26 protein-coding genes are annotated in these 25,552 nt (G+C 63.2%); 18 read left to right on the plus strand and 8 right to left on the minus strand.

The window, feature by feature from the left end; genetic code table 11:
• Positions 1–204 precede the first annotated feature (204 nt).
• Genes ACI2KG_RS22845 through ACI2KG_RS22860 form a run of 4 tightly spaced genes read left to right on the plus strand, consistent with a single transcriptional unit; the run spans position 205 to position 3,149 of the window.
• Positions 205–870 (plus strand): amino acid ABC transporter permease, encoded by a 666-nt coding sequence (locus ACI2KG_RS22845; protein WP_404663383.1) that lies wholly within the window; start codon positions 205–207, stop codon positions 868–870.
• Entirely contained in the window at positions 851–1,510 is a 660-nt protein-coding gene (locus ACI2KG_RS22850) for an amino acid ABC transporter permease (protein ID WP_400612606.1), read from the plus strand. Before ACI2KG_RS22845 ends, ACI2KG_RS22850 begins: the two co-directional genes overlap by 20 nt.
• Positions 1,507–2,280: an amino acid ABC transporter ATP-binding protein gene (locus tag ACI2KG_RS22855; RefSeq protein WP_404663384.1), complete on the plus strand. Its 774-nt coding sequence runs from the start codon at positions 1,507–1,509 to the stop codon at positions 2,278–2,280. The genes ACI2KG_RS22850 and ACI2KG_RS22855 overlap by 4 nt, the downstream gene beginning before the upstream one ends.
• Positions 2,277–3,149: a transporter substrate-binding domain-containing protein gene (locus ACI2KG_RS22860; RefSeq protein WP_400612602.1), complete on the plus strand. Its 873-nt coding sequence runs from the start codon at positions 2,277–2,279 to the stop codon at positions 3,147–3,149. Before ACI2KG_RS22855 ends, ACI2KG_RS22860 begins: the two co-directional genes overlap by 4 nt.
• Before the next feature lie 153 nt (positions 3,150–3,302).
• Here ACI2KG_RS22860 and ACI2KG_RS22865 read toward each other — a convergent pair whose 3' ends face one another.
• Positions 3,303–5,666 carry a penicillin acylase family protein gene (locus tag ACI2KG_RS22865; protein ID WP_404663385.1) on the minus strand — a complete coding sequence of 788 codons (2,364 nt, stop codon included), beginning with the start codon at positions 5,664–5,666 and terminating at the stop codon, positions 3,303–3,305.
• A gap of 86 nt (positions 5,667–5,752) precedes the next feature.
• On the opposite strand from ACI2KG_RS22865, the gene ACI2KG_RS22870 reads away from it, so the two are divergent.
• Entirely contained in the window at positions 5,753–6,319 is a 567-nt protein-coding gene (locus tag ACI2KG_RS22870) for a sugar O-acetyltransferase (RefSeq protein WP_404663386.1), read from the plus strand.
• On the opposite strand, the gene ACI2KG_RS22875 is transcribed toward ACI2KG_RS22870, so the two are convergent.
• A complete protein-coding gene (locus ACI2KG_RS22875) occupies positions 6,298–6,867 on the minus strand; it encodes a DUF6436 domain-containing protein (RefSeq protein WP_404663387.1) in 570 nt (189 codons plus the stop codon). The two genes, ACI2KG_RS22870 and ACI2KG_RS22875, sit on opposite strands and share 22 nt — an antisense overlap.
• Positions 6,868–7,100: 233 nt before the next feature.
• On the opposite strand from ACI2KG_RS22875, the gene ACI2KG_RS22880 reads away from it, so the two are divergent.
• Entirely contained in the window at positions 7,101–8,027 is a 927-nt protein-coding gene (locus tag ACI2KG_RS22880) for an alpha/beta hydrolase (protein ID WP_404663388.1), read from the plus strand.
• On the opposite strand, the gene ACI2KG_RS22885 is transcribed toward ACI2KG_RS22880, so the two are convergent.
• On the minus strand, positions 8,028–8,780 hold the full coding sequence (locus ACI2KG_RS22885; RefSeq protein ID WP_201201235.1) for a DUF2059 domain-containing protein: 753 nt from the start codon (positions 8,778–8,780) through the stop codon (positions 8,028–8,030). It lies immediately after the preceding gene.
• 113 nt (positions 8,781–8,893) lie between these two features.
• On the opposite strand from ACI2KG_RS22885, the gene ACI2KG_RS22890 reads away from it, so the two are divergent.
• Both ACI2KG_RS22890 and ACI2KG_RS22895 read left to right on the plus strand, forming a co-directional pair.
• Entirely contained in the window at positions 8,894–9,526 is a 633-nt protein-coding gene (locus ACI2KG_RS22890; RefSeq protein WP_404663410.1) for a 2OG-Fe(II) oxygenase, read from the plus strand.
• Positions 9,513–10,004, plus strand: a complete 492-nt coding sequence (locus ACI2KG_RS22895) for a DUF523 domain-containing protein (RefSeq protein WP_404663389.1) — start codon at positions 9,513–9,515, stop codon at positions 10,002–10,004. The genes ACI2KG_RS22890 and ACI2KG_RS22895 overlap by 14 nt, the downstream gene beginning before the upstream one ends.
• Before the next feature lie 93 nt (positions 10,005–10,097).
• Here the strand turns inward: ACI2KG_RS22895 and ACI2KG_RS22900 are convergent, their stop codons facing one another.
• Positions 10,098–10,586, minus strand: a complete 489-nt coding sequence (locus ACI2KG_RS22900) for a transporter substrate-binding domain-containing protein (protein ID WP_400612588.1) — start codon at positions 10,584–10,586, stop codon at positions 10,098–10,100.
• Between the two features lie 223 nt (positions 10,587–10,809).
• Here ACI2KG_RS22900 and ACI2KG_RS22905 point away from each other — a divergent pair, with 223 nt between their 5' ends.
• On the plus strand, positions 10,810–11,286 hold the full coding sequence (locus ACI2KG_RS22905; RefSeq protein ID WP_404663390.1) for a DUF4399 domain-containing protein: 477 nt from the start codon (positions 10,810–10,812) through the stop codon (positions 11,284–11,286).
• Positions 11,287–11,463: 177 nt separating this feature from the next.
• On the opposite strand, the gene serA is transcribed toward ACI2KG_RS22905, so the two are convergent.
• Positions 11,464–12,693: a phosphoglycerate dehydrogenase gene (gene serA / locus ACI2KG_RS22910; protein ID WP_016489694.1), complete on the minus strand. Its 1,230-nt coding sequence runs from the start codon at positions 12,691–12,693 to the stop codon at positions 11,464–11,466.
• A 170-nt stretch (positions 12,694–12,863) separates the two neighbouring features.
• Between serA and ACI2KG_RS22915 the strand changes: the two genes are divergently transcribed.
• The 4 genes from ACI2KG_RS22915 (at position 12,864) to ACI2KG_RS22930 (ending at position 17,093) form a co-directional block, all read left to right on the plus strand.
• A complete protein-coding gene (locus tag ACI2KG_RS22915) occupies positions 12,864–14,261 on the plus strand; it encodes an FAD-binding oxidoreductase (protein WP_404663391.1) in 1,398 nt (465 codons plus the stop codon).
• Between the two features lie 25 nt (positions 14,262–14,286).
• Positions 14,287–14,952, plus strand: a complete 666-nt coding sequence (locus tag ACI2KG_RS22920) for a fumarylacetoacetate hydrolase family protein (protein WP_400612583.1) — start codon at positions 14,287–14,289, stop codon at positions 14,950–14,952.
• A 227-nt stretch (positions 14,953–15,179) separates the two neighbouring features.
• Positions 15,180–16,100 (plus strand): SdiA-regulated domain-containing protein, encoded by a 921-nt coding sequence (locus tag ACI2KG_RS22925; protein WP_404663392.1) that lies wholly within the window; start codon positions 15,180–15,182, stop codon positions 16,098–16,100.
• 90 nt (positions 16,101–16,190) lie between these two features.
• Positions 16,191–17,093: an SdiA-regulated domain-containing protein gene (locus ACI2KG_RS22930; RefSeq protein WP_400612579.1), complete on the plus strand. Its 903-nt coding sequence runs from the start codon at positions 16,191–16,193 to the stop codon at positions 17,091–17,093.
• Between the two features lie 128 nt (positions 17,094–17,221).
• Here the strand turns inward: ACI2KG_RS22930 and rpiA are convergent, their stop codons facing one another.
• A complete protein-coding gene (rpiA, locus tag ACI2KG_RS22935; protein WP_201201256.1) occupies positions 17,222–17,896 on the minus strand; it encodes a ribose-5-phosphate isomerase RpiA in 675 nt (224 codons plus the stop codon).
• 133 nt (positions 17,897–18,029) lie between these two features.
• Between rpiA and ilvA the strand changes: the two genes are divergently transcribed.
• Entirely contained in the window at positions 18,030–19,544 is a 1,515-nt protein-coding gene (gene ilvA, locus ACI2KG_RS22940; protein ID WP_404663393.1) for a threonine ammonia-lyase, biosynthetic, read from the plus strand.
• An 86-nt stretch (positions 19,545–19,630) separates the two neighbouring features.
• Positions 19,631–20,056 (plus strand): DUF2269 domain-containing protein, encoded by a 426-nt coding sequence (locus ACI2KG_RS22945; protein ID WP_404663394.1) that lies wholly within the window; start codon positions 19,631–19,633, stop codon positions 20,054–20,056.
• 121 nt (positions 20,057–20,177) lie between these two features.
• Here the strand turns inward: ACI2KG_RS22945 and ACI2KG_RS22950 are convergent, their stop codons facing one another.
• Complete coding sequence (locus ACI2KG_RS22950) at positions 20,178–20,834, minus strand: HAD family hydrolase (RefSeq protein ID WP_404663395.1); 657 nt, start codon at positions 20,832–20,834, stop codon at positions 20,178–20,180.
• Positions 20,835–20,975: 141 nt separating this feature from the next.
• On the opposite strand from ACI2KG_RS22950, the gene ACI2KG_RS22955 reads away from it, so the two are divergent.
• Together ACI2KG_RS22955 and ptsP are read left to right on the plus strand one after the other, a co-directional pair.
• Complete coding sequence (locus ACI2KG_RS22955; protein ID WP_003249017.1) at positions 20,976–21,455, plus strand: RNA pyrophosphohydrolase; 480 nt, start codon at positions 20,976–20,978, stop codon at positions 21,453–21,455.
• A 22-nt stretch (positions 21,456–21,477) separates the two neighbouring features.
• Positions 21,478–23,757, plus strand: coding sequence for a phosphoenolpyruvate--protein phosphotransferase (gene ptsP, locus ACI2KG_RS22960; RefSeq protein ID WP_400612570.1), 2,280 nt, complete (start codon positions 21,478–21,480; stop codon positions 23,755–23,757).
• 134 nt (positions 23,758–23,891) lie between these two features.
• On the opposite strand, the gene ACI2KG_RS22965 is transcribed toward ptsP, so the two are convergent.
• A complete protein-coding gene (locus ACI2KG_RS22965) occupies positions 23,892–24,638 on the minus strand; it encodes an NRDE family protein (protein WP_404663396.1) in 747 nt (248 codons plus the stop codon).
• 129 nt (positions 24,639–24,767) lie between these two features.
• Between ACI2KG_RS22965 and ACI2KG_RS22970 the strand changes: the two genes are divergently transcribed.
• Positions 24,768–25,550 (plus strand): sulfite exporter TauE/SafE family protein, encoded by a 783-nt coding sequence (locus tag ACI2KG_RS22970; protein WP_404663397.1) that lies wholly within the window; start codon positions 24,768–24,770, stop codon positions 25,548–25,550.
• Positions 25,551–25,552 lie beyond the last annotated feature (2 nt).

Below are 25,552 nucleotides of genomic sequence, written 5' to 3' on the forward strand. Positions count from 1 at the left end.
CCAACGCCGACACTTTTGTGTCGGCGTTTTTATTTAGGGGCATAGTTACCTGTGGGAGCGGGTTCTGCGTTCGGCATCGACATATCTCTGCAGCGCCGAGCGCTTAGTGATATGCATATGCGAATAAGGTATTTATTAAATTGTTTTTAGATCATTAAAGTCTATCTATCGTGCCGCCGCGCACCCACCAGACCTGCTTTACCCATGACCCTCGACACCGCATTCATCCTCAGCACGCTGCCTGCCTTCCTCAAGGCCGTAGCCGTGACCTTGCAGGTTGGCCTGATCGCCATCGCCACTTCGCTGCTGGTCGCCCTGGTCAACGCCACGCTGCTGGTGCTGCGCACCCCTTACCTGTGGCGCCTGGTTAAAGCCTATGTGGAACTGGCGCGTAACACGCCACTGCTGATCCAACTGTTCTTCGTCTATTTCGCCTTGCCCAGCCTGGGCCTGAAAATTTCCGGTTTTACCGCAGCCATCATCACCATGACCTTCATGGGCGGCGCCTACCTCACCGAAGTGCTACGCGCCGGCGTAGAAGCCGTGCCGCGTGCGCAGCTGGAGTCCGGGCGCTCCATCGGGCTGTCCGAGGGCCAACTGCTGCGCCATGTCGTGCTGCCTCAGGCCAGCATCCTCAGCCTGCCGGCGCTGTTCGCCAACTTCATCTTCCTGCTCAAGGAAACCACCGTGGTCTCGGCGGTGGCGGTGCCGGAAATTCTCTACACCACCAAGAACTACATCGCGCTGTACTACAAAACCTACGAAATGCTCACCGTGCTGACCTTGCTCTGCGTGCTGCTATTCCTGCCGCTGTCGTTGCTGCTGCGCTATGTGGAAAGGAGGCTGCAACATGGCCAGTTCGGGATTTGAGTTGCTGTTGCAGGCGCTGCCGCAGCTTGCCGGTGGTGCCGCGCAGACCTTGGCCATCTCGGCGCTGGGCATCTTCTTCGCAACGCTGGGCGGCGTGCTCTATGGCGTGCTGGCAACCTTGGGCAACCGCGCGCTGAACATCGCCCTGCAGGTGTACCTGGAGCTGTTCCGCGCCATACCGGTGCTGGTGTGGCTGTATCTGGTGTTCTTCGGCCTGCCGATTTTCTTCGGCCTGAGCATCCCCAGCTTCTGGTGCGCGGTGCTGGTGCTGGGCCTTTGGGGCGCCAGCGAGGTCGGCGAGGTGGTGCGTGGTGCACTGGCTTCGCTGCCGCGTGGCCAGCGCGAGGCGGGGCTGTCGATCGGCCTGGCGGGCTGGCAGTTGTATGGCTATGTGCTGCTGCCGCAGGCGCTCAAGCGCATGACCCCGCCCACCATCAACATCTACACCCGGATCATCAAGACCAGCTCGCTGGCGGTGCTGATCGGTGTGGTCGAGGTGATCAAGGCCGGCCAGCAGATCATTGAACGCACCTACGAATCGGTGCTGATCTACGGTGCCTTGTTCCTGTTCTTTTTCATTGTCTGTTATCCGCTGTCCGCCGCTTCACGCGTGCTGGAACGCCGTTGGGTCCACTCATGAGCGCATTGATCGAATTTCACGGTTTCAACAAGTTTTTCGGCCAGCAGCAGGTGCTCAGGGACGTCGACCTGGAGGTCGCGGCCGGCGAGGTGGTGGTGATCCTCGGCCCCAGCGGCTGTGGCAAAAGCACGCTGCTGCGCTGCCTCAATGGCCTGGAGCAGGCCCATAGCGGTCAGCTGCGCCTGGCCGGGCAGGAACTGCTCGACCCGCGTACCGACTGGCGTGCTGTCCGTCAGCGGGTGGGTATGGTGTTCCAGAGCTACCACCTGTTCGGCCACATGAGTGTGATCGACAACCTGCTGCTGGGCCCTTTGAAAGTGCAGAAGCGCGAGCGGGCCGAAGCGCAGGCGCAGGCCGAGGCGTTGCTGGCCCGTGTCGGCCTGCTGGACAAGCGTGACGCCTTTCCCCGGCAGCTGTCCGGGGGCCAGCAACAGCGCATCGCCATTGTTCGTTCGCTGTGCATGAACCCCGAGGTGATGCTGTTCGACGAGGTGACTGCGGCCCTCGACCCGGAAATGGTCAAGGAGGTGCTGCAGGTGATCCAGGGCCTGGCCCGCGACGGCATGACCTTGCTCATCGTTACCCACGAAATGGCCTTCGCTCGCGCGGTGGCCGACCGCATCGTGTTCATGGAGGCCGGCAGGATCCTTGAACAGGGCGACCCCGAGAGCTTCTTCACTCGACCGCGAACCGCGCGCGCGCAGCAGTTCCTGGAGAAATTCTCCTTCGTAGAAAGCCTGCCAACGACACTGCACAAGGAACTGTCATGAAAACTGCCAACCTCACCAAACTGCTGGCGCCGTTGCTCGGCCTGGCGCTGCTGGCCGGCTGCAACAAGGCCGAGGAGCCACCCAAGCCTGCGGCCGCATCACCGGCCAGCAGCTACCTCGAAACCATCAAGGCCCGCGACAAGCTGATTGTCGGCGTGTTCACCGACAAGCCGCCGTTCGGTTTCGTCGATGAAAAAGGCCGCTACGTGGGCTTTGACACCGACATCGGCCGGCGCCTGGCCAAAGACCTGCTGGGCGATGAGAACAAGGTCGAGTTCGTTGCCGTGGAACCGGCCAGCCGCATTCCGTTCCTGCAGAGTGACAAGGTCGACCTGATCCTCGCCAACATGACCGTGACCCCAGAACGCAAAGAAGCGGTGGACTTCACCAACCCCAACCTGCGTGTTGCCGTGCAGGCCATCGTCGCCGATGGCAGCCCGGTGCAGAAGCTGGATGACCTGGCCGACAAGACCATCATCGTCACCACCGGCACCACGGCCGATATCTGGCTGACCAAGAACCACCCTGAATGGAAGCTGCTCAAGTTCGAGAAGAACAGCGAGTCGCTGCAAGCCTTGGCCACCGGCCGTGGTGATGCCTACGCGCAGGACAACCTGATTTTGTTCAGCTGGGCCAAGCAGAACCCGGGCTACCGCGTGCTGCCGGAGCTGCTGGGTGAAGAGGCGCCGATTGCGCCGGCGGTGAAGAAGGGAAACACCGAACTGCGTGACTGGGTGAATGCCGAACTGGCCAAGCTGGGTGAGGAGAAGTTCTTGCTGAAGCTGTATGACCAGTATGTGCGCAAGGAACTGAGCGATGACACCAAGCCGGAAAGCGTCATAGTGGAAGGGGGCAAGTGGCAGGGCTGACCGTGCTACGCCACATCGCTCTTTGATATTGCAGGGCCTCTGTGGGAGCGGGTTTACCCGCGAACACCGGCAAAGCCGGTGCCATACACCGTGTTGCATTCTTCGCGGGTGAACCCGCTCCCACAAGGGGCTGCTGCGCGGCAGCCCCCTCGGTCACCCACCAGGTACCAGCCTCAGGGTACTCTGCGCCGGAATCACCCCCATCTGCGCCTTCTGGTACAACCCCTGCACATACCCCTCGGCCTGGTCCGAGTAATGCCGGTCAAACGGCACGCCACTCTGCCCGACCGGGTTGCTGGTCAGCGCCTGCCCGGCATCGGCAAAGTCGATCAGCCGCCGCGTCGACGGTCCATAGGTTACTGGCCATGGCGCCGGGCCGATCTTCGCCGACAGGTTGTTCGGCACTTCGTGAGTACCGGGTGCGGCGAAAGGCCCGACGTTGAACAGCAGGTTCAGCGGCTTCTTCACCCCCAGCGGATGGTTATGGGTGAGGGTATGGGCCTTGCCCCACTGCCAGCTGGCCGGGTCGCTGCCCAAGGTTTCGCGCAGGTGCTTCAGGCTGTGCTGCCAGGCCGTGCGTACCACCGCAGTGCGGTCGGTACGCTGGTTGCCACCGCGGGTGTTCCACCAGGGCGAATTGGCATCCGCCGCCAGGCGCGGCAGGGCGGCGTCGATGGCGCGGGTGCTGATCAGCACCGGGAACCAGGTGTCGCCCAGTTCGTCATGCAGGGCCGCAAACGCCAGTTCGTAGAGGAACTGGTTGAACAGCGTGGCGCTGGTCGAGTCCAGCGGATAGTCGCCAGCCCAGGCCGCCAGTTGCTCGACCAGCTCCTTCTCTTCGTCACCTTCGGCCACTGCACGCAGCGTCGCCAGCAGCGGCGCCAGGGTGCGCGGGCCATAGTCGCTGCTGGTATCCAGCTGTAGCGCCTGGCTGTTCTGGGTGTCCCATTTCACTTCGGGGTTGGCCAGGTGGCGGTCAAGCTGGCGGCCACGGTCAGGCAGGTTGTAGTAACCCGGCACCGGCACCACCGCTGGCGGCTGGTAGTTGGCCGAGACGATATAGCCGCGCACCGGGTTCTCCTGCTGCGGGTTGACACTGAACGGGTAGAAACCGCGCTTGTCGGCCTGCGCGCTGGCGCCGTCGAGGATGAACGCCGGGTCGACGCCGTCAGGGCGGATTGGCAGTTTCGCCGCCGCCCACCAGCCGATATCACCACGGGCATTGGCCCAGACAAAATTCAGCCCTGGCGCGTGGATCTTGGCCGCAGCCTCGCGCATCTTGCCCAGGCTGTCGGCGCGGTTGATCTGGTAGAAACCTTCGAGGATCGGGTTTTCGGTCTCCAGGAATGCCCACCACATGGCGATAGGTGTGGCCCCGGCGGTGGCGCCCAGCACGTCGTTGACGATCGGGCCGTGTGGCGAGCGGCGCAGGCTAAGGGTGACCGGCGCCTGGCCTTTGACCGTGATCTGCTGCTCGGTTTTTTCCAGCGCCTGCCACTGGCCATCGACCATGACCTGGTTGGTGTCGGCCGGGTTGGTGCGCTCGGCGATCAGGTCGACATCGTCGTTCTGGAACATGGTCAGGCTCCAGCCGAAGTCGCGGTTGTGGCCGAGCAGGGCGAACGGGTTGAGCGCCTGGAAGTAGCCATACAGGTTGAAGCCGGGCGCCGACAGTTCGGCTTCGTACCACACGGCCGGCACCGCGAAGCTGATATGCGGGTCGCCGGCCAGCAGCGGCCTGCCACTGCGGGTACGGCTGCCTGAAATGGCCCAGGCGTTGCTGCCTTCGAACTGCGGGATGCCGGCTTCGATCAGCGCCTCGTGGCTGGCACGGGCCATGGCTTCCATGCTTTGCCAGTCCGCCGCCGCCAGTGGCGTGCCCAGGGCGCCCTGCGGCTGCCAGTCGAGGTCGAAGATCTTCAGGTATTGCGGGCCGAGCTGATCGCGGATGTAGGTCAGCGCCGGTTCGGTGCGGAACGCGGCCGCGAAGCTGTAGGCCAGGTAGCCGGCGATGCTCAGGGTGTCTTCGGCAGTGAATGGGCGCGGGGTGATGCCGAGCAGGTCGAACTCCATGGGTTTGGGGTGGCTGGCTTGCCAGCTGTTCACCCCGTCAAGGTAGGCTTGCAGGGCCTGCCAGGCCGGTGACTGGCGGTCCTGACGCTTGGCCATCCGTGCAGCCTGCTCACGAATGCGCAGGCTACGGAACAGGGTGTCGGTGGGCAGCAGCTTGTCGCCCAGCACCTCGGCCAGTTCGCCGCGGGCCAGACGGCGCATGATTTCCATCTGGAACAGCCGGTCCTGGGCATGCACGTAGCCCAGGGCTCGGTACAGGTCTGGCTCGCTCTGCGCTTGCAAGTGCGGCACGCCGCGGGCGTCGTAGCGCACGCTGACCGGCGCCTGCAGGCCGGCCACGGCCACCTCGCCCTCACGTTGCGGCAGCTTGCCTTGCACGTACCAGTAACCGGCGCCGGCGGCCACGGCAACCACCACGGCCAACAGGGTCAGGCTGCGCTTCATGCAGGCTCCTTGTGCGTTCAAGCGGAAAATGTGGTCCGATCATGAGTGGATTCGCGAACAGAGCATAGCCCCAGGAAGGAGTTTCCATGTCCCTCAGCGAAAAACAGAAAATGCTTACTGGCCAGCTCTACCACGCTGGCTGCCCCGAGCTGCAGGCCGAGCAGATCGCCAACAAGCACTGGATGCACCGTTACAACAACAGTGTCGAACTGCTCAACGACGCCCGGCATGCGCTGCTGGCCGGGCATTTTGGCCAGGTTGACGCAGATACGGTGATACGCCCACCGTTCTACTGCGATTACGGCTACAACATCAGCATCGGCGCCAACACCTTCATCAACTTCAACTGCGTGATTCTCGATGTGTTGCCGGTACGCATTGGCGATAACTGCCAGATCGGGCCCAACGTGCAGATCTATACCGCCGACCATCCACTCGACCCTGAGGTGCGCCGCACCGGACTGGAGAGCGGCCGACCGGTGACGATCGGCAACAACGTGTGGATCGGCGGTGCGGCGATTATCCTGCCGGGGGTGACTATTGGTGACAATGCTGTGGTCGGTGCCGGTAGCGTGGTAACCCGAGATGTGCCCGTGGGCGCAACGGTAGTGGGCAACCCGGCAAGGGTGCGTCAGCCTGCCCAAGGGCAATAGCAGCCCACTGCCAGGGTGTTGGAGGCGTTGACCTGGCGGCCGTCGAGCAAGGCCTTGATGATGGGCTCCACAAAACTGTTGCTGGCGTTGCACACCGCGCCTTCGCTGTAGGGGCCGAAGTAGGCCAGGTGGCCTTGGCGGTCCCAGATGGCCACCGCCGGGGAGGCGGGCAGGTGTTCGCTGCCGGGCAGGCTGGCGAGTGGCTTGAGGGCGGTGAGGTTGGCCGGTAGTTGGCCGTGGCTGCCGGGCTTTTGCAGCACGTGGAAGCTCACGCTCTGGTCGGCGAACTGGCTGACCAGGTCACCCAGGTGCTGCTGGTTACCAACGTTGCACGGGCAAGCCGGGTCCCAGAAGTGCACCACGCGGATCGGGCCGGGGCCGGCCAGCTCGGCCGGTAGTTGCAGTTGGCTGCCGTCGAACAGGGTGGCCTGGTTGTTGAACGGGCGCAGGTAGCGGGCCTGGAAGGTGGTGTAGGCCTGCCAGAGGATGATGGCGCCGACCATGAGGACGAGAGCCATGCACAGTGGTTTGATGATCCGAGTTTTCATGAAGGTTCCGCGGCCCCCTGTAGGAGCGGCCTTGCGTCGCGATGGGGTGCGAAGCGCCCCCAGGATTTGTGCCCCACCCTGAGATTGCCGGGGCCGCTGTGCGGCCCTATCGCGACACAAGGCCGCTCCTACAGGGGATCGGTGGTTGATGTTCGATGGTGAGCAAGCTTGCCATGGCGCGGGCCAGAGCTGAAGATTCCAGATCAATACTTGCGTCAATGTGGATGTACCCGATGCCCGCTGCCTTTCACCCCGACCACCTGCGCGCCAGCGTGGCGCCGTTCACCGCTCGCCAGCCGCTGTCGGCGCAAGCGCAGGACTACCAGCGCTTCTATGGCCTGAACCTGCCAGCCCACAGCTGGCTGGGCGGCTTTCAGGCAGCGGGGTTCGAGCTGGTCGGGCAGGCCTGGCTACCCGAGCGGCCAACGGCGACGCTGTTCCTGCTGCACGGCTATTACGACCACATGGGCCTGTACCGGCACGTGATCGAGTGGGCACTGAAGCAGGGTTTCGCGGTGGTCAGCTGCGACCTGCCCGGCCACGGCCTGTCCAGCGGCGAGCGCGCCAGCATCAGTGATTTCGCGCTGTACCAGCAGGTGCTGGAGGCCTTGTTCGAACAGGCGGGCACGCTGCAACTGCCGCGCCCCTGGCACCTGTGTGGGCAGAGCACCGGAGGTGCGATTGCCGTCGACCACCTGCTGCACCAAGGCACGCGCAGCCCTGTCGATGGCCAGGTCATCCTGCTGGCGCCACTGGTGCGGCCATGTTCCTGGCGTTGGTCGAAGTTCAGTTATCGCGTGCTGCGGCACTTCGTCAACGGCATTGAGCGGCGCTTCAGTGAGAACACCAATGACCCGGCGTTCCTGCCGTTTCTTGAAGCCGACCCGCTGCAACCGCGCAGGCTGCCTACCGCCTGGGTGGGCTCACTGATCGCCTGGGTCAAACGCATCGAGGCCGCGCCGCGCAGCACACGGCAACCGTTGATCGTGCAGGGGGAGGCCGACGGTACGGTGGACTGGCCCTATAACCTCGAAGTGCTCAAGGCCAAGTTCGCCGAACCGCAGATCCTGATGCTGCCCGAAGCTCGCCACCATCTGGCCAACGAGCTGCCGGGCATTCGTCAGCGCTATTTCGACTTCATCGACCAGCGCCTGGGCTGATCACTTCAGCTCGTTACTGCTCTGGCCAACCGCCAGGCCGGCGCGCACAGCGGCCAGGGCGGCCTGGTAGTAGGCTTTGCCGTCGGGCGATTCGGCAAAGGTGGCGAACTCTTCCAGCTCTGCGTCGGACAGGTCGCGGTAGACGTACAGCAGGGTGTTATTGAGGTCTTCGCCGATCTGCCCCATCAGGCGCTGGCGCTGGCCGTCAAGCAAGCCTTGGGCCTGGCCGCCGCCGAACAGGCCGGGGATCATCGAACTGAGGCTATCGGCGGCAACACCGGCAATGGCCAGGCTGACTTCGGCACCGGCTTCACGTGCCGGCAAGGCCTGGGCCAGGTGGCCGATGACCAGCAGGCGGTCGTCGCTGGCCTGGATCTTCGGCAGGCCTTTGGCATTTTTTGCCAGCTCGTCCTTGCGCGTGGCCTTGAGCTCGGCTGCCACCACCTTGCGCCCCAGCGGCGACTGGAAGAACGCAAGGGCCGGCGCCGGGTTGGCCAGGCTGGCGCGCAGTTTTGCCTGGGCGCGGCGGTCCACCGCCTGGGCCTGGAAGCGCTGGTTGCTGTTGTTGACCAGCGCCTGGTACACGGCGGGCGGCAAACTGTTGCGGTAGCGCTCCTGAGCAGCGGTCAGGGCATCGTTGAAATGGGCGCGCTGGTCGGGCCAGCCGGCGGCCTTGTACAGTTGATCCAGGTTGTCTGCCCAGACAGGCGTGGTGCAGATCATCAGCAGAATCAGGGAAAACAGACGGCGCATTCAGGACTCCTGTCGGCAGGTGGCTATTGTCCTTGGCCCGGCGCCGGTTTGTCGAGATATCCGCGTGTTTCTCGGCCAAGTGGCGCTGTGCGCCGACAAAGCGAATGGATATGATGCGCGCCATGCACACTTCCCCTGAACACCCGATGCTTGCGGCCGTCGTCGACGATCTGGCCATCCATGGCTGGTCCCAGCAGGCGCTGTTTCTGCCTGCCGGGCTGGTGCGCGCGCTGGCGGCCGAATGCCGGCGCCGTGATGCCGAAGGCGAACTCAACCCTGCGGGGGTTGGGCGCGGTGATGCCCAGGAAGTCCGCGAGGCCATTCGCGGTGATCAGATCCAGTGGATCGACCCCGGCCAGGCCGAGGCCTGCGACCAGTACCTGGCGGCCATGGACCAGTTGCGTCAGGCCATCAACCAAGGCCTGTACCTGGGCCTGGAAGACTTCGAGTGCCACTTTGCCCTGTACCCGGCGGGGGCGTTCTACCGCCGGCATCTGGACCGCTTCCGCGACGACGACCGGCGCATGGTCTCGGCGGTGCTGTACCTGAACGAAGGTTGGCAGCCGCAGGACGGTGGGCAGTTGCGCATGTTCCTTGCGGGCGGTGTCGAGCACGATGTCGAGCCGGTGGCGGGTTGCCTGGTGGTGTTCCTGTCGGGCGAGGTGCCCCACGAAGTATTGCCGGCCGGGCGCGAGCGGCTGTCGTTGACCGGCTGGTTCAGGCGGCGTGGCAATGACCCGTTCTGATTTGCCCAAGGTACTGGTCAGCGCCTGCCTGCTGGGGCAGCCGGTGCGTTATGACGGCCGGGCCAGCGGCCATCCGGACCTGTTGCAGCAATGGCAGGCCGAAGGGCGCGTGGTGCCGTTGTGCCCGGAAGTGGCCGGTGGTTTGCCGACCCCACGCCCGCCTGCGGAGATACCGGGCGGGCAGGGCGGCGAAGTGCTTGATGGCGGCGCGCAGGTGCTGACCGTGACCGGCGAGGACGTCAGTGCCGAGTTCCTGGCAGGGGCGCAATTGGCGCTCGCGCTGGTGCGCCGGCATGGTATTGGCGTGGCGGTGCTGAAGTCGGGCAGCCCTTCGTGTGGTAACCGGTTGACCTATGACGGCACGTTCAGTGGCGTGAAGGTGGCGGGGGAAGGCGTGACCACGGCGTTGCTGCGGCGGGCGGGGGTACAGGTGTTCAGTGAGCTGGAGCTGGATGAGGCGCAGCGGGCTTTGGTGTAATTCTGTGCCGGCCTCTTCGCGGGACAAGCCCGCTCCCACAAATTCCGTGGGAGCGGGTTTACCCGCGAATAGGCCGGTACAGGCAACACAAACCTACTGCCCAGCCGCAGTCTCCTGCACACCCTTGAACCACTTCTGCTCAAGCTCGGCAGTGCGCCCGCTGTCTTTCAGCCGCTGCAGCGCATTGTTCACCGCACTTTCAAACGCCGGGTTGTCCTTCTGGAACGGAATCACCAGCTTCTTCTCGCCAAACGGCAGGCTCACATCCAGCGGGCCGTCCCCCTTGAGGGCATCGCTCGAGGGAGTCAGTGCGATGTCGTATTTGCCGCTCTCGACACCGGGCAGCACTTCAGCTGACTGGGCTTCGACGAACTCGGCGCGCAAGTCCAGCTCCTTGGCCAGGTCCTGGCCAAACTCGATGTCGAAACCGGTCAGGTGGTCGTCTTGCTTGAAGGCATACGGCTGGTTGTCGGCCTGTACGGCAATGCGCAGTTCGCCCCGGTCGGCGATTTCGTCGATCAGCTCCGCCTGGGCCAATGGACTGATCAGTACTGCCAGCAGTACCCCTATGGTCGAACGCATGAATGCCCCTTTTCTTTTAGCAGATGAATAACTTTCGTCACGGCTTTCTTCCTCGCCGTGATCGAGCGCAGCCTATGACCTTGAAGCCTTGGCATTGTTTAACCCTGACTGAAATTTTTCTGTCAGGCAATGTGAACACCTTGGCGCATATTTCAACTAAGGTGAACTACCGCTGCCGCTGGACGGATGGCGGCGGTCAATAAGTGAATCACAGGAGAAGTGAATGAACAGCCTATTTTCGCGTGCTGCCGTTGCCGGTCTGCTGATGGGAGCGTCGGTGTTCGCCAGTGCCGCAGACGCCCTGAAGAGCCAGGAGCCGCCCAAGGAGGCCAAGGTCTTCATCGTTTCCCCCGCCGATGGAGCAACGGTCGACAAGACGTTCACCGTCAAATTCGGCATCGAGGGCATGGGCCTCAAGCCTGCCGGTGATCAGACCCCGCATACCGGGCACCACCACTTGCTGGTAGATGTGGACAAAGCGTCCGTCGCCGACATGCCGCTGCCGACCAGTCTGATGCCAGAAGCCGGCACCGCACTGCCAGCCGGCCCGCAGGTGCTGCACTTTGGCAAGGCACAGACCGAAACCAGCATTACCCTGACCCCGGGCAAGCACACCCTGCAGCTGGTGCTGGGTGACCAGTATCATGTGCCGTTCAAGCCTAGCGTCGAGTCGCAGAAGATTACTGTCGACGTGAAATGAAAAAGCGGGGGCGCTTTGCGCCCCTTTCGCGACGCAAGGCCCCTCCTACAAGGGACCGCGTTGCCTGTGTAGGAGCGGCCTTGTGTCGCGATGGCCTGCAAAGCAGGCCCAATGATCTGGCAGGAAAACAAAAAAGGGAGGCCACCAGGGCCTCCCTTTTTCGTGCGGCAAGCAAACTTAGAACAGTACGCGGGAACGGATAGTACCCTTGACCTGTTGCAGCTTCTCTTGCGCCAGGTCCGAGTACTCGGCGTCAACGTCGATTACCACGTAGCCGACTTTCTCGTTGGTTTGCAGGAACTGACCGGAGATGTTGATACCGTTTTCGGCGAACACCTTGTTGATCTCGCTGAGCACGCCCGGAATGTTTTCGTGGATGTGCAGCAGGCGGTGCTTGCCTGGGTGCGCCGGCAGGGCCACTTCCGGGAAGTTGACCGAAGACACCGAGGTACCGTTGTCGCTGTACTTGACCAGCTTCTCGGCCACTTCCAGGCCGATGTTGGCCTGGGCTTCGGCGGTGGAACCACCGATGTGCGGGGTCAGGATCACGTTGTCCAGGCCGCGCAGCGGGCTTTCGAACTCTTCGTCGTTGGAGCGCGGCTCGACCGGGAATACGTCGATGGCGGCGCCGATCAGGTGCTTGTCCTTGATCGCGGCGGCCAGGTGGTCCAGCTCGACCACGGTGCCACGGGCGGCGTTGATCAGGATCGCGCCCTTCTTCATGGCGCGGATTTCCTTCTCGCCGATCATCCACTGGGTGGACGGCAGCTCAGGCACGTGCAGCGAAACGATGTCGGCCAGGCCCAGCAGCTCGTTCAGGCTGGTGACCTGCACGGCGTTGCCCAGTGGCAGCTTGGTCAGCGGGTCGTAGAAGTACACCTGCATGCCCAGGTTTTCGGCCAGGACCGACAGTTGGGTACCGATCGAGCCGTAGCCGACGATGCCCAGCTTCTTGCCACGGATCTCGAACGAGTTGGCCGCGCTCTTGATCCAGCCGCCACGGTGGCAGGAAGCGTTTTTCTCAGGGATGCCGCGCAGCAGCAGGATGGCTTCGGCCAGTACCAGCTCGGCGACCGAACGGGTGTTGGAGTAAGGCGCGTTGAACACGGCGATACCGCGCTCGCGGGCTGCTTCCAGGTCAACCTGGTTGGTGCCGATGCAGAAGCAGCCAACAGCGACCAGTTTCTTGGCGCAGTCGAAGATCTCTTCGGTGAGCTGGGTGCGCGAACGGATGCCGATGAAGTGGGCATCGGCGATCTTTTCCTTCAGCTCGGCTTCCGGCAACGAACCAGTGAGGTATTCGATGTTGGTGTAGCCGGCGGCCTTGAGGGTATCGACCGCGTTCTGGTGCACACCTTCAAGAAGAAGGAACCGGATCTTGCTCTTGTCGAGAGAAGTCTTGCTCATCTGCGTAAACCTGTATCCCGGAGAAAAAATGGCGAGGGTGATGCCAGGCGCGAGGGCAGCCTTAGCATGAACAGCGGGAGGGCTATGCTAGCATACGCGACACAATCTGAGCTTATCCCGACAGGTGAAGAGTGCTCAGGGTGACTATGAATAAGTCGAGAGTTCCAGCGATGACCCACCCCGCTGTTATTGAAGAACTGATGACCCTTGTCGACCCTGGCAAGGTCCTGACTGACGCCGCTTCACTCGCAGCCTATGGCAAGGATTGGACCAAGCATTACCCGCCGGCGCCCAGCGCCATTGTGCTGCCCAAGACCGTGGAACAGGTGCAGGCCATCGTGCGCTGGGCCAATGCGCACCAGGTGGCGCTGGTGCCGTCTGGCGGGCGCACCGGGCTGTCCGCCGGCGCGGTGGCGGCCAATGGCGAGGTGGTGGTCGCCTTCGACTACATGAACCAGATTCTCGACTTCAATGCCTTCGACCGCACTGTGGTCTGCCAGCCGGGGGTGATTACCCGCCAGCTGCAGAGCTATGCCGAAGAGCAGGGCCTGTACTACCCGGTCGACTTCGCGTCCAGCGGCTCCAGCCAGATAGGCGGCAACATCGGCACCAATGCCGGCGGGATCAAGGTGATTCGTTATGGCATGACCCGCAACTGGGTGGCCGGGCTCAAAGTGGTCACCGGCAAGGGCGAGTTGCTTGAACTGAACAAAGACCTGATCAAGAACGCCACCGGTTACGACCTGCGCCAGCTATTCATTGGCGCTGAAGGCACCCTGGGTTTCGTGGTCGAGGCCACCATGCGCCTGGATCGCGCCCCGCGCAACCTTACCGCCATGGTGCTGGGCACGCCGGACTTCGACTCGATCATGCCGGTGCTGCACGCTTTCCAGGGCAAGCTGGACCTGACCGCCTTCGAGTTCTTCTCCGACAAGGGCCTGGCCAAGATCCTGGCACGTGGCGATGTACCGGCGCCGTTCGCGACTGACTGCCCGTTCTATGCGCTGCTGGAGTTCGAGGCCAGCACTGAAGAGGTGGCCAACGAAGCCTTGGCTACCTTCGAGCACTGCGTCGAGCAGGGCTGGGTGCTGGACGGGGTGATGAGCCAGAGCGAAACCCAGCTGAAAAACCTGTGGAAGTTGCGCGAGTACCTGTCAGAAACCATCTCGCACTGGACCCCGTACAAGAACGATATTTCCGTCACGGTCTCGAAAGTGCCGGCGTTCCTGCGCGATATCGACGCCATCGTTGGCGAACATTACCCGGATTACGAGGTGGTGTGGTACGGCCATATCGGCGACGGCAACCTGCACCTGAACATCCTTAAGCCCGAGCACATGGGTAAGGACGACTTCTTTGCCTCGTGTGCCAAGGTCAACAAATGGGTGTTCGAGATCGTCGAGCGCTATAACGGCTCGATCTCTGCCGAGCATGGCGTGGGCATGACCAAGCGCGACTACCTGGGCTACAGCCGCTCGCCGGAAGAAATCGCCTGCATGAAGGCAATAAAGGCCGTGTTCGACCCTAACGGCATCATGAATCCGGGTAAGATCTTCGCACCTGAATAAAAAGCAGTATCCAGAGGAGTCGGCCATGAGTTACCAGCACCAGTACGTAGACGGCACGCGCATTCACTTCCCGCTGGGCAAGGTGGTGTGCATCGGCCGTAACTATGCCGAGCATGCCAAGGAACTGGACAACCCGATCCCCACCGAGCCGCTGCTGTTCATCAAACCGGGTAGCTGTGTGGTGCCGGCCGAAGGCGGCTTCAAGATCCCGGCCGAGCGCGGCTCGGTGCACTATGAGGCGGAAATTGCGGTGCTGCTGGGCAAGCCGCTGTCGACCCATCCGACCGAAGAAGAGGTGCTGGACGCCATTTCCGGCTACGCCCCGGCGCTGGACCTGACCCTGCGCGACGTGCAGGCCAAGCTGAAAGAGAAGGGCCTGCCGTGGGAGCTGGCCAAGAGCTTTGACGGCGCCTGCGTCCTGCCGCCGTTCGTCTCGGCCGGCAGCTTCGAGGACGTTACCGACATCCCGGTGCGCCTGACCGTCAACGGCGAAGTGCGCCAAGATGGCAACAGCGCGATGATGCTCAACCCGATTGTGCCGATGATCCAGTACATGGCCGCGCATTTCTCGCTGCAGGCGGGGGATGTGATCCTTACTGGTACCCCGGCGGGCGTGGGGCCGTTCAATGTTGGTGATGAGCTGGTGCTGGAGCTGCCGGGTGTGAGCCGCTTCGAAAGCCGGGTGCTTTAACTCAAACCCAGCGCCGCTCTCCTTTGTAGGAGCGGCCTTGTGTCGCGAAAGGGGTGCGAAGCGCCCCCTCGATTTGTGCTTCATGCTGAAATTGCTGGGGCCGCTCTGCGGCCCGATCGCGACACAAGGCCGCTCCTACAGATGGCGCACACCGGCGTCGTTTAGGTTTTTTTCACACCCAATCCGGATAATGCGCGCACCTACGCCCATTTCCCCAGGACCCCCGCATGCCATCACCCTCCAGCGCCCCGGCAACCCCCAAGCGTCGTTTCTATCTGCGCTGGCCTTTCGGCCTGGCCGTGGCGGCGGTGATTGCCTATGGCGTGTCGGTGGCCATGCACTGGGATGACCGTGGCGAGCTGTGGATAAAGGAAAGCCTGGAAAGCACCGCCCAGCGCAGTGAAAGCGTGTGGCTGCCGGACTACCAGGTCGACATCAATGCCAAGCCGTTGCCGGGCATGGACGATGACGAAGCCTCCGATGTGGCCTTCAACCCGCGCACCCGTACCCTGTTTGCGGTGATGGGCAAAAACCCGTTCCTGGTCGAGCTGAACCTGGATGGCGAGGTGCTGCGCAAGATCCCGCTCAACGGCTGGAACAACCCGGAAGGCATCGCCGTGCTGGAAGACGATTACCTGGCAATCACCGACGAGCGCCTGCACGACCTGACGTTGGTCAAGGTGGACGCACACACGACCGCACTCAACCACGCTGACTTCAAAAGCTACGACCTGGGCCCGTCGGTCAAGAGCAACAAGGGCTTCGAAGGCGTGGCCTGGGACCCGCTGCGCCAGCGCCTGATCATCGGCGAGGAGCGCCCGCCCAAGCTGTATACCTGGAGCACCGACGGCCGCAGCCCGCTCAAGGGTAACAAGCAGCCGCTGCCCAGCGATGAACTCGACCTGCGCAACCTTTCGGCGCTGGGTGTAGACCCGCGCACCGGCCACCTGCTGGTGTTGTCGGCCGACTCCAACATGCTGCTGGAACTGGACGAGCAGGGCCAACAGGTTAGCTTCATGACCTTGCTGGGTGGGTTCAACGGCCTTGAGCACACCATCCCGCGTGCCGAAGGGGTGGCCATGGACGACAAGGGCAACCTGTACATGGTCAGCGAACCGGCGCTGTTCTATCGCTTCAGAAAAAACTGACGCCGTTATCCGGTTTTTCGGATGCTGGCATTAAGCTTTGCTTCAGTTGGTCGTGGTTAGATTCGCCAACCCTGTGTCGAGTCTGCTTCCATGCGCCGTTTTGTTCGCTTTTCCCTCGTTGTGGCCGTTGTCGGCCTGTTCCTGCTTGGCTGGGCCGGGCAGGAGTTTCGGCTGTTCGAGCGTGGCTGGTTCAACCTCAAGACCTGGTGGCAGCCGGTCGAGCAAGGCATTGGCCTGGATCGCTACCGGGTGGTGCTGGAGGCGCAGCCGCTCGAGGGGCTGGATGACGACCTGTCGGCGCTGACCTACGACCCCGACCGCAAGACCCTGTTCAGCGTCACCAATGCCCGCTCGGAGCTGATCGAGCTGTCGCTGGACGGGCGCATCCTGCGCCGCGTGCCGCTCACCGGCTTTGGTGACCCGGAGGCGGTGGAATATGTGGGGCCAAACAGTTACGTGATTACCGACGAGCGCCAGCAGCGGCTGATCCGCGTGCGCCTGGACGACGACACGTTGTTCCTCGATGCCGGTGACGCCGAGCAGCTCAGCCTGGGTATTGGCCTTAACGGCAACAAAGGTTTCGAGGGGCTGGCCTACGATTCGGCGGGCAAGCGCCTGTTCGTGGCCAAGGAACGTGACCCGATGCTGATCTATGAGGTGCATGGTTTTCCGCATGACAACCCGGAAAAGCCTTACGCCGTGCATGTGGTGCAGGACCGCAAGCGTGATTCACGGCTGTTTGTGCGGGACTTGTCGAGTTTGCAGTTCGATGAGCGCAGTGGGCATTTGTTGGCGCTTTCGGATGAGTCGCGGCTGGTGCTGGAGCTGGATGTGGAGGGGCGGCCGTTGAGCACGCTGTCGCTGCGCAAGGGGTATCAGGGGCTCAAACAGACTGTGCCGCAGGCGGAAGGGATCGCAATGGATGAGGAGGGGACCATTTACCTGGTCAGTGAGCCGAACCTGTTTTATGTGTTCAAACAGGCAGCCGATTGATCAATTGGGCTGCTTTGCAGCCCATCCGACCGGTCCGGCGCCCCGGCAAGGCCGCTCCTACAGGAGGTTGCGTACCCCTGTAGGAGCGGCCTTGTGTCGCGAAACGAGGGCAAAGCCCTCGCCGAGGGTTACTCGGCCTTAAGGCTTTTCACACCTTCAGCAGTACCCAGCAGCAGCAGGTCCGCCGGCCGCGCCGCGAACAGGCCGTTGGTCACCACGCCAACAATGGCGTTGATCTGCGCTTCCAGCTCCACCGGGTTGGTGATCTGCAGGTTGTACACATCGAGGATCACGTTGCCGTTGTCGGTAACCACACCTTCGCGGTACACCGGGTCGCCGCCCAGCTTGACCAACTGGCGCGCTACATGGCTGCGAGCCATCGGGATCACTTCGACCGGCAGCGGGAAGGCGCCCAGCACCGGCACCAGCTTGCTGCCGTCGGCGATGCAGATGAAGGTCTTGGCCACGGCCGCGACAATCTTCTCGCGGGTCAGGGCTGCGCCGCCGCCCTTGATCAGGTTCAGGTGCGCGTCGCTCTCATCGGCGCCGTCCACGTAGAACTCCAGCTCGCTGACACCGTTCAGCTCGTACACCGGGATGCCGTGCCCCTTCAGGCGCTGGGCCGTGGCTTCGGAGCTGGCGACGGCGCCGTCGAAGGCGGTCTTGTGCTGAGCCAGGGCGTCGATGAAGAAGTTGGCGGTCGAACCGGTACCGACGCCGACAACGCTCTTTTCATCCAGCTTGGGCAGAATGAAGTCGACAGCGGCCTGGGCGACGGCCTGTTTGAGTTGGTCCTGGGTCATGCGGGCTCCGGAAGGGGCAGGGCGGTTTCAAAGTTGCCTAGTATAACGGCTCGCACGGCTTTGCTGTGGTCGCCCGACGTAGCGCTGGGGTAGACTCCCAGCCCTTGTCCCGCGGCCCAGTGATGCTTTCCCGATGCTCGAACAGTACGTCAAGAAGATCCTCACCTCGCGCGTCTATGACGTTGCCGTCGAAACCCCATTGCAGAGCGCCGGGCAGCTGAGCAAGCGCCTGGGCAACCAGATCCTGCTCAAGCGCGAAGACCTGCAGCCGGTGTTCTCGTTCAAGATCCGCGGGGCGTACAACAAGCTGGCCCAGCTGAGCCCGGAAGAACTGGCACGCGGCGTGGTCACCGCCTCGGCCGGCAACCACGCCCAGGGCCTGGCCCTGGCGGCGCGCGAAATGGGCATCAAGGCCACCATCGTGATGCCCAAGACCACCCCGGAGATCAAGGTCGAAGGCGTGCGCTCGCGCGGTGGCAAGGTGGTGCTGCATGGCGACTCGTTCCCCGAGGCACTGGCCTATTCGCTGAAGCTGGTCGACGAAAAGGGCTTTGTCTACGTCCACCCTTACGACGACCCGCACACCATCGCCGGGCAGGGCACCGTGGCCATGGAAATCCTCCGTCAGCACCCTGGCCAGCTGGACGCGATCTTTGTGCCGGTGGGTGGCGGTGGCCTGATCGCCGGTATTGCCGCCTACGTGAAGTACCTGCGCCCGGAAATCAAGGTGATCGGCGTCGAGCCGGATGACTCCAATTGCCTGCAGGCGGCCATGGCCGCCGGTGAGCGCGTGGTGCTGCCGCAGGTCGGGCTGTTCGCCGATGGCGTGGCAGTGGCGCAGATCGGCCAGCACACCTTCGACATCTGCCGCCACCATGTGGATGAAGTGGTCACCGTCAGCACCGACGAGATCTGCGCGGCAATCAAGGATATCTACGACGATACCCGCTCGATCACCGAACCTGCCGGCGCCTTGGGCGTGGCGGGCATCAAGAAGTACGTCGAGCTGTATGGCGTTACCGGCCAGACCCTGGTAGCCATTGACTCTGGCGCCAACGTCAACTTCGACCGCCTGCGCCATGTGGCCGAGCGTGCCGAGTTGGGTGAAAAGCGCGAGGCGATCATTGCCGTGACCATCCCCGAGCGCCCGGGTAGCTTCAAGGCGTTCTGCGAGGCCATCGGCAAGCGCCAGATCACCGAGTTCAACTACCGCAAGCACACCTCGGACGAGGCGCACATTTTCGTTGGTGTGCAGACCCACCCGGAAAACGACCCGCGCGCAGCACTGGTGCAGAGCCTGAGCGAGCAGGGCTTCCCGGTTACCGACTTGACCGACAACGAGCTGGCCAAGCTGCACATCCGCCACATGGTCGGTGGCCATTCGGCCGGTGCCAGCGATGAAATGGTGCTGCGCTTCGAATTCCCCGAGCGGCCGGGGGCCTTGTTCAACTTCCTCAACAAGCTGGGTGGGCGCTGGAACATCTCGATGTTCCATTACCGTAACCATGGCGCGGCTGACGGGCGCGTGGTGGCGGGGCTGCAGGTGCCAGAGGACGAGCGCCACCTGGTGCCGGCGGCACTGGCCAAGATTGGTTACCCGTACTGGGATGAGACCGAGAACCCGGCTTACAAGCTGTTCCTGGGCTGAGCGGCTAAGCTGGGGCTGAGGGCCCTTTCGCGGGCAAGCCCGCGAAGAAGCCAGCACAAAATGGCCTGCTCAAGGACAAAAGAGACATGGAACACCTGACCATCCTGAAAACCCTGCACATCATTGCCACTGCGCTCCTGCTGCTGGGCGCCCTGGGTCTGGCGATCTGGACGTTGCGCGCTCGCCGCCACGGCGATGCCCAGGCCTACGCCAAGCTGCTGCGCCGACCACTGGTGTTCGTCTGGCTGGTGATGGGCCTGTGCCTGGTGAGTATGCCGTTCACCGGCTGGTGGCTGGTGCACCTGGTCGGTTGGCCGCTGGGGCAGACCTGGGTGCTGGCTTCCAGCGTCATTTATACGGTTGGCGCGTTTGCCGTGTGGTGGCTGCTGGTAAGGTTGAACCGGCTGCGCAAGGCTGAGGTGGTGGGGTTGCGGTTTACCTTGGCATTGGCGGTGTTCAGCGGGGTTTGTTTCCTGTCGATTGCCGGGCTGATGGGGGCCAAGCCAGTCTGATGGAATTTGGGGCTGCTTTGCAGCCCATCGCCGGCAAGCCAGCTCCCACAGGGACCGTGCAAGCCCGCTTTTTGTGGAAGCTGGCTTGCCGGCGATGGGTCGCAAAGCGGCCCCGGCAATCTCAAGCCCTCAGCGAAACCACCGGCCACCCACGCCTCTCGGCCTCCGCCCGCAGATTCGGATCGGGGTCCACCGCCACCGCATGCGTCACCCGCTCCAGCAACGGCAAATCATTCATCGAGTCGCTATAGAAGTAGCTGTCTTCAAGATCAAAACCGTTCTCCAGCATCCAGCGCTCCAGCCGCGTCACCTTGCCTTCGCGGAAACAAGCTATATCGGTACTGCGCCCGGTATAACGCCCATCGCGCATCTCGCATTCGGTCGCCAGCAACACGCGTACACCCAAACGCCTGGCGATCGGCGCAGTGACGAAGCGGTTGGTGGCGGTAATGATCACCAGCTGGTCACCCGCCTCGCGGTGCTGCTGCAGCAACGCCAGGGCCTTGGGCAGGATGATCGGCTCGATGCAGTCACGCATGAAGTCGCGGTGCCATTCGTCGAGCTTCGCCATGGGCGTCGCCGCCAGGATTTCCATGGAAAAGGCCAGGTAGGCCTGCAGGTCAAGGGTGCCGTTGAGGTAGTCCTGGTAAAAGCCATCATTGCGTTGCTTGTAGGCAATCGGGTCAAGAATGCCACGCTCGCAAAGGTAATCACCCCACGCATGGTCGCTGTCACCACCGAGGAGGGTATTGTCCAGGTCGAATAAAGCCAGGCGCATCGCGGTCACTCGCATCAGCCATAGGGTAGGCCCGCAGAATACGGAGTTTTCACGCAGCTGCACATAAGCTTGGCGGGCGCGTTGCTGCGCTCGCAAGCTTTGTGGAACAATGCGGTGACATGCGTTTGCGAGGTTGCTGCCGTGATCGACCCGGATGGTTTTCGCCCCAATGTCGGGATCATTCTCACGAATGATGCCGGGCAGGTGCTATGGGCTCGACGGATCAACCAGGATGCCTGGCAGTTCCCCCAGGGTGGTATCAACCCTGACGAGACGCCGGAAGACGCCCTGTACCGCGAGCTGAACGAAGAAGTTGGCCTTGAACGCGATGATGTGGAAATTCTTGCCTGCACCCGTGGCTGGTTGCGTTATCGTTTACCCCAGCGCCTGGTCCGTACCCACAGCCAGCCGCTGTGCATCGGCCAGAAGCAGAAGTGGTTTTTGCTGCGCCTGGTCAGCAACGAACAACGGGTGCGGATGGACCTGACCGGCAAGCCGGAATTCGACGGCTGGCGCTGGGTGAGCTATTGGTACCCGCTGGGCCAGGTTGTGACATTCAAGCGCGAGGTGTACCGGCGCGCCCTGAAAGAGCTAGCACCGCGTCTGCTGACGCGCGACTGACGACGGAGTTCGACCCCGAGCCATGCTCAATACGCTGCGCAAGATCGTCCAGGAAGTAAACTCCGCCAAAGATCTCAAGTCGGCGTTGGGGATCATTGTCTTGCGCGTCAAGGAGGCCATGGGCAGCCAGGTCTGCTCGGTCTACCTGCTCGACCCGGAAACCAACCGCTTCGTGCTGATGGCCACCGAAGGCCTGAACAAGCGTTCCATCGGCAAGGTCAGCATGGCCCCCAACGAAGGCCTGGTCGGCCTGGTCGGTACCCGGGAAGAGCCGCTGAACCTGGAAAACGCCGCCGACCACCCACGTTACCGCTACTTTGCCGAAACCGGCGAAGAGAAATTTGCCTCTTTCCTCGGTGCGCCGATCATCCACCACCGCCGTGTGGTCGGGGTGTTGGTCATCCAGCAGAAAGAGCGCCGCCAGTTCGATGAGGGCGAAGAAGCCTTCCTGGTCACCATGAGCGCCCAGCTCGCGGGGGTTATCGCCCACGCCGAGGCCACCGGCTCGATCCGTGGCCTGGGTCGCCAGGGCAAGGGTATCCAGGAGGCGCGTTTCGTCGGTGTGCCGGGCTCGCCTGGCGCCGCCGTGGGCCGCGCAGTGGTGATGCTGCCACCGGCCGACCTCGAAGTGGTCCCGGACAAGACCGTCGAAGACATCGACGCCGAACTGAAGCTGTTCGAGAACGCCCTTGAAGGCGTGCGTGCCGACATGCGCAAGCTGTCGGCCAAGCTGGCTACCCAGCTGCGCCCGGAAGAGCGCGCGCTGTTCGATGTGTACCTGATGATGCTTGAAGATGCGGCGCTGGGTGGCGAGGTGACCGAGGTCATCAAGACCGGCCAGTGGGCCCAGGGCGCCCTGCGCCAGGTGGTGGGCGAGCACGTCAACCGCTTCGAGCTCATGGACGATGACTACCTGCGTGAGCGTGCCTCCGACGTGAAGGACCTGGGCCGGCGTTTGCTGGCCTACCTGCAGGAAGCCCGCTCGCAGTCGCTGGTGTATGCCGACAACACCATCCTGGTCAGTGAAGAGCTGACCCCGGCCATGCTCGGCGAAGTGCCGGAAGGCAAGCTGGTCGGCCTGGTCTCGGTGCTGGGTTCGGGCAACTCCCACGTTGCCATCCTCGCCCGCGCCATGGGCATCCCCACGGTGATGGGCCTGGTCGACCTGCCGTATTCCAAGGTCGACGGCATCGAGTTGATCGTCGACGGTTACAAGGGCGAGGTGTTCACCAACCCCAGCGAAGTGCTGCGCAAGCAGTACAGCGAAGTGGTCGAGGAAGAACGCCAGCTGGCTCAAGGCCTGGATGCCCTGCGCGAACTGCCGTGTGTTACCCCGGACGGCCATCGCATGCCGCTGTGGGTCAATACCGGCCTGCTCGCCGATGTGGCCCGCGCCCAGCAGCGCGGTGCCGAGGGTGTAGGCCTGTACCGCACCGAAGTGCCATTCATGATCCAGCAGCGCTTCCCCAGCGAGAAGGAGCAGCTGGCGATCTATCGCGAGCAACTGGCTTCATTCCACCCGCTGCCGGTAACCATGCGCACCCTCGACATCGGTGGCGACAAGGCGCTGTCGTATTTCCCGATCAAGGAAGAAAATCCGTTCCTCGGCTGGCGCGGCATCCGCGTCACCCTCGACCACCCGGAAATCTTCCTGGTGCAGACCCGCGCCATGCTCAAGGCCAGCGAGGGCCTGAACAACCTGCGTATCCTGCTGCCGATGATCTCTGGCATCCACGAGCTGGAAGAAGCGCTGCACCTGATCCACCGCGCCTGGGGCGAAGTGCGTGACGAAGGTACAGACGTGCCGATGCCGCCGGTGGGTGTGATGGTGGAAATCCCGGCGGCGGTGTACCAGACCAAGGAGCTGGCGCGGCAGGTGGACTTCCTCTCGGTTGGTTCCAACGACCTGACCCAGTACCTGCTGGCGGTGGACCGCAACAACCCGCGTGTCGCCGACCTGTACGACTACCTGCACCCGGCGGTGCTGCAGGCCTTGAACACCGTGGTGCGCGATGCCCATGGCGAAGGCAAGCCGGTGAGCATCTGCGGTGAAATGGCCGGTGACCCGGCGGCGGCGATCCTGCTGATGGCAATGGGCTTCGACAGCTTGTCGATGAACGCCACCAACCTGCCGAAAGTGAAGTGGATGCTGCGCCAGGTGAACATGAGCAAGGCCAAGGAATTGCTGGTTGAAGCCTTGAGCCATGACAACCCGCAGGTTATCCACAGCTCGCTGCAGTTGGCCCTGAAGAACCTTGGGCTGGCGCGGATGATTGGGCCTGGGGCCAATAAAACCCTGTGAATTTTTGGGGCCGCTTTGCGGCCCATCGCGACGCAAGGCCGCTCCTACAGGGGACCGCGTATCCCCGTGCAATCGCATTACCTGTAGGAGCGGCCTTGTGTCGCGAAAGGGCTGCAAAGCAGCCCCCTTGGCCCTCAAGCCATGAGTTCGACTTCCCCCAGATGCCCACCAAACGGCCCGAAACTGCGCTCAATCAGCCGCCTTCTGCCCTGATCGTCCACAATCAGCACCGTACTCGCCCGCGTCCCATAATTCTGGCTGGCAATAAACACACTCGACAGCAACTTCTCGGTCGCCGCCCCTACGCCTGTCTCCGGTAAATCCCCGTCAGCCGCCGGCTCGCCATCGGCCAGCAACGCCAGCAACTGCTGCGGCTTGGGCGTCTCCAGCAACCCTTCCAGCCCGCTTCGCGCCTTGACCAGCTTCGGCCACGGCGTATCGAGCCCGGCGTTGGACAGCCCGTATACCCCGGGCTCCAGCAAGCGCGGCGCCACGTCCCGGGCATGCAGGTAACCCAGTTGCCGCCCATCACCCACCAGCAGGTTGAACCCCGAATACTGCCCGCTGCGGCTGGCCACCTGGTCCAGGTAAGCCTCGACCCCCAGCTCACCCTGCAGGTACGCCGCCACCAGCTCGCCCCGCGAGCGCGGCCCCAGCGCCTGCTCCGGGTCACGGATATTGGTCAGCGCCGCAAAACGCCCCTGCGGGCCGACGCCCAGCCAGGTGCCGCCTGCCTCCAGGTCGCGCCCTGCATGCACCCCGGGCGCATCTTCCCAGGCTGCCAAGGCCAGGGTAGGGCGGGCATAGAACTCGTCGCGGTTGGCCGCCACAATCAGCGGCAGGGCATGCCCCGGCCGCCAGGCGAATACGATCAGGCACATCGGTTGGGCCTCTGTGTTTTCTGCCACTGTACCCACAGCCGCGTGGCGGATCCATCCTGACACATACTTCACTAGAGCCGCGAACCCCGCTTCCGTTACCATGCCGGATTGATTTCTCGGGGAAGCCGAATGGAATTCGTGCTCTATCTGCTGTTGGGCGCCTGTGCCGGTGTACTGGCCGGGCTGTTCGGCGTGGGCGGCGGCATCATCATCGTGCCGGTGCTGGTGTTCAGCTTCACCCTGCAGGGCTTCGACGCCTCGGTGTTGACCCACCTGGCGGTCGGCACGTCGCTGGCAACCATCGTCTTTACCTCGATCAACGCCGTGCTCGAGCACCACCGCAAAGGCGCGGTGCAATGGCCGATCTTTGCCTGGATGACCCTCGGCATCCTGCTGGGGGCCGGTGTTGGCGCCAAGACCGCCTCACTGATCCAGGGGCCGCTGCTGCAGAAGATCATCGGCGTGTTCGCCCTGGTCATTGCGGCGCAGATGGCCCTGGACCTCAAACCCAAGGCCAGCCGTGGCATCCCCGGCAAACCTGCGCTGATCGGTGCAGGCGGGGTGATCGGCTGGGCCTCGGCCATTTTCGGCATCGGTGGCGGTTCGCTGACTGTGCCGTTCCTGACCTCGCGCAGCCTGCCCATGCAGCAGGCGGTGGCCACATCGTCGGCCTGCGGCCTGCCGATTGCCATGGCCAGTGCCTTGAGCTTCATGGTGCTCGGTTGGCATGAAGCGCACCTGCCGGCCCACAGCCTGGGTTATGTGTACCTGCCGGCGCTGGTCGGCATAGCCGTGACCAGCATGTTTTTCGCCCGCTTCGGCGCGCGCCTGGCGCACACGCTGTCGCCGCGTCTGTTGAAACGCCTGTTCGCAGCCCTGCTGTTCTGTGTCGGCCTCAGCTTTTTGATTTGAAT

This window comes from Pseudomonas sp. NPDC089407 (genome assembly GCF_044900445.1).
GTDB lineage: Bacteria > Pseudomonadota > Gammaproteobacteria > Pseudomonadales > Pseudomonadaceae > Aquipseudomonas.

What these genes read in the sequence shown, in the direction of transcription:
- ACI2KG_RS22845 (WP_404663383.1), top strand. Translation starts at nt 205, where the DNA reads ATGACCCTCGACACCGCATTCATCCTCAGCACGCTGCCTGCCTTCCTC.
- ACI2KG_RS22850 (WP_400612606.1), top strand. Translation starts at nt 851, where the DNA reads ATGGCCAGTTCGGGATTTGAGTTGCTGTTGCAGGCGCTGCCGCAGCTT.
- ACI2KG_RS22855 (WP_404663384.1), top strand. Translation starts at nt 1,507, where the DNA reads ATGAGCGCATTGATCGAATTTCACGGTTTCAACAAGTTTTTCGGCCAG.
- ACI2KG_RS22860 (WP_400612602.1), top strand. Translation starts at nt 2,277, where the DNA reads ATGAAAACTGCCAACCTCACCAAACTGCTGGCGCCGTTGCTCGGCCTG.
- ACI2KG_RS22865 (WP_404663385.1), bottom strand. Translation starts at nt 5,666, where the DNA reads ATGAAGCGCAGCCTGACCCTGTTGGCCGTGGTGGTTGCCGTGGCCGCC.
- ACI2KG_RS22870 (WP_404663386.1), top strand. Translation starts at nt 5,753, where the DNA reads ATGTCCCTCAGCGAAAAACAGAAAATGCTTACTGGCCAGCTCTACCAC.
- ACI2KG_RS22875 (WP_404663387.1), bottom strand. Translation starts at nt 6,867, where the DNA reads ATGAAAACTCGGATCATCAAACCACTGTGCATGGCTCTCGTCCTCATG.
- ACI2KG_RS22880 (WP_404663388.1), top strand. Translation starts at nt 7,101, where the DNA reads ATGCCCGCTGCCTTTCACCCCGACCACCTGCGCGCCAGCGTGGCGCCG.
- ACI2KG_RS22885 (WP_201201235.1), bottom strand. Translation starts at nt 8,780, where the DNA reads ATGCGCCGTCTGTTTTCCCTGATTCTGCTGATGATCTGCACCACGCCT.
- ACI2KG_RS22890 (WP_404663410.1), top strand. Translation starts at nt 8,894, where the DNA reads ATGCGCGCCATGCACACTTCCCCTGAACACCCGATGCTTGCGGCCGTC.
- ACI2KG_RS22895 (WP_404663389.1), top strand. Translation starts at nt 9,513, where the DNA reads ATGACCCGTTCTGATTTGCCCAAGGTACTGGTCAGCGCCTGCCTGCTG.
- ACI2KG_RS22900 (WP_400612588.1), bottom strand. Translation starts at nt 10,586, where the DNA reads ATGCGTTCGACCATAGGGGTACTGCTGGCAGTACTGATCAGTCCATTG.
- ACI2KG_RS22905 (WP_404663390.1), top strand. Translation starts at nt 10,810, where the DNA reads ATGAACAGCCTATTTTCGCGTGCTGCCGTTGCCGGTCTGCTGATGGGA.
- serA (WP_016489694.1), bottom strand. Translation starts at nt 12,693, where the DNA reads ATGAGCAAGACTTCTCTCGACAAGAGCAAGATCCGGTTCCTTCTTCTT.
- ACI2KG_RS22915 (WP_404663391.1), top strand. Translation starts at nt 12,864, where the DNA reads ATGACCCACCCCGCTGTTATTGAAGAACTGATGACCCTTGTCGACCCT.
- ACI2KG_RS22920 (WP_400612583.1), top strand. Translation starts at nt 14,287, where the DNA reads ATGAGTTACCAGCACCAGTACGTAGACGGCACGCGCATTCACTTCCCG.
- ACI2KG_RS22925 (WP_404663392.1), top strand. Translation starts at nt 15,180, where the DNA reads ATGCCATCACCCTCCAGCGCCCCGGCAACCCCCAAGCGTCGTTTCTAT.
- ACI2KG_RS22930 (WP_400612579.1), top strand. Translation starts at nt 16,191, where the DNA reads ATGCGCCGTTTTGTTCGCTTTTCCCTCGTTGTGGCCGTTGTCGGCCTG.
- rpiA (WP_201201256.1), bottom strand. Translation starts at nt 17,896, where the DNA reads ATGACCCAGGACCAACTCAAACAGGCCGTCGCCCAGGCCGCTGTCGAC.
- ilvA (WP_404663393.1), top strand. Translation starts at nt 18,030, where the DNA reads ATGCTCGAACAGTACGTCAAGAAGATCCTCACCTCGCGCGTCTATGAC.
- ACI2KG_RS22945 (WP_404663394.1), top strand. Translation starts at nt 19,631, where the DNA reads ATGGAACACCTGACCATCCTGAAAACCCTGCACATCATTGCCACTGCG.
- ACI2KG_RS22950 (WP_404663395.1), bottom strand. Translation starts at nt 20,834, where the DNA reads ATGCGCCTGGCTTTATTCGACCTGGACAATACCCTCCTCGGTGGTGAC.
- ptsP (WP_400612570.1), top strand. Translation starts at nt 21,478, where the DNA reads ATGCTCAATACGCTGCGCAAGATCGTCCAGGAAGTAAACTCCGCCAAA.
- ACI2KG_RS22965 (WP_404663396.1), bottom strand. Translation starts at nt 24,638, where the DNA reads ATGTGCCTGATCGTATTCGCCTGGCGGCCGGGGCATGCCCTGCCGCTG.
- ACI2KG_RS22970 (WP_404663397.1), top strand. Translation starts at nt 24,768, where the DNA reads ATGGAATTCGTGCTCTATCTGCTGTTGGGCGCCTGTGCCGGTGTACTG.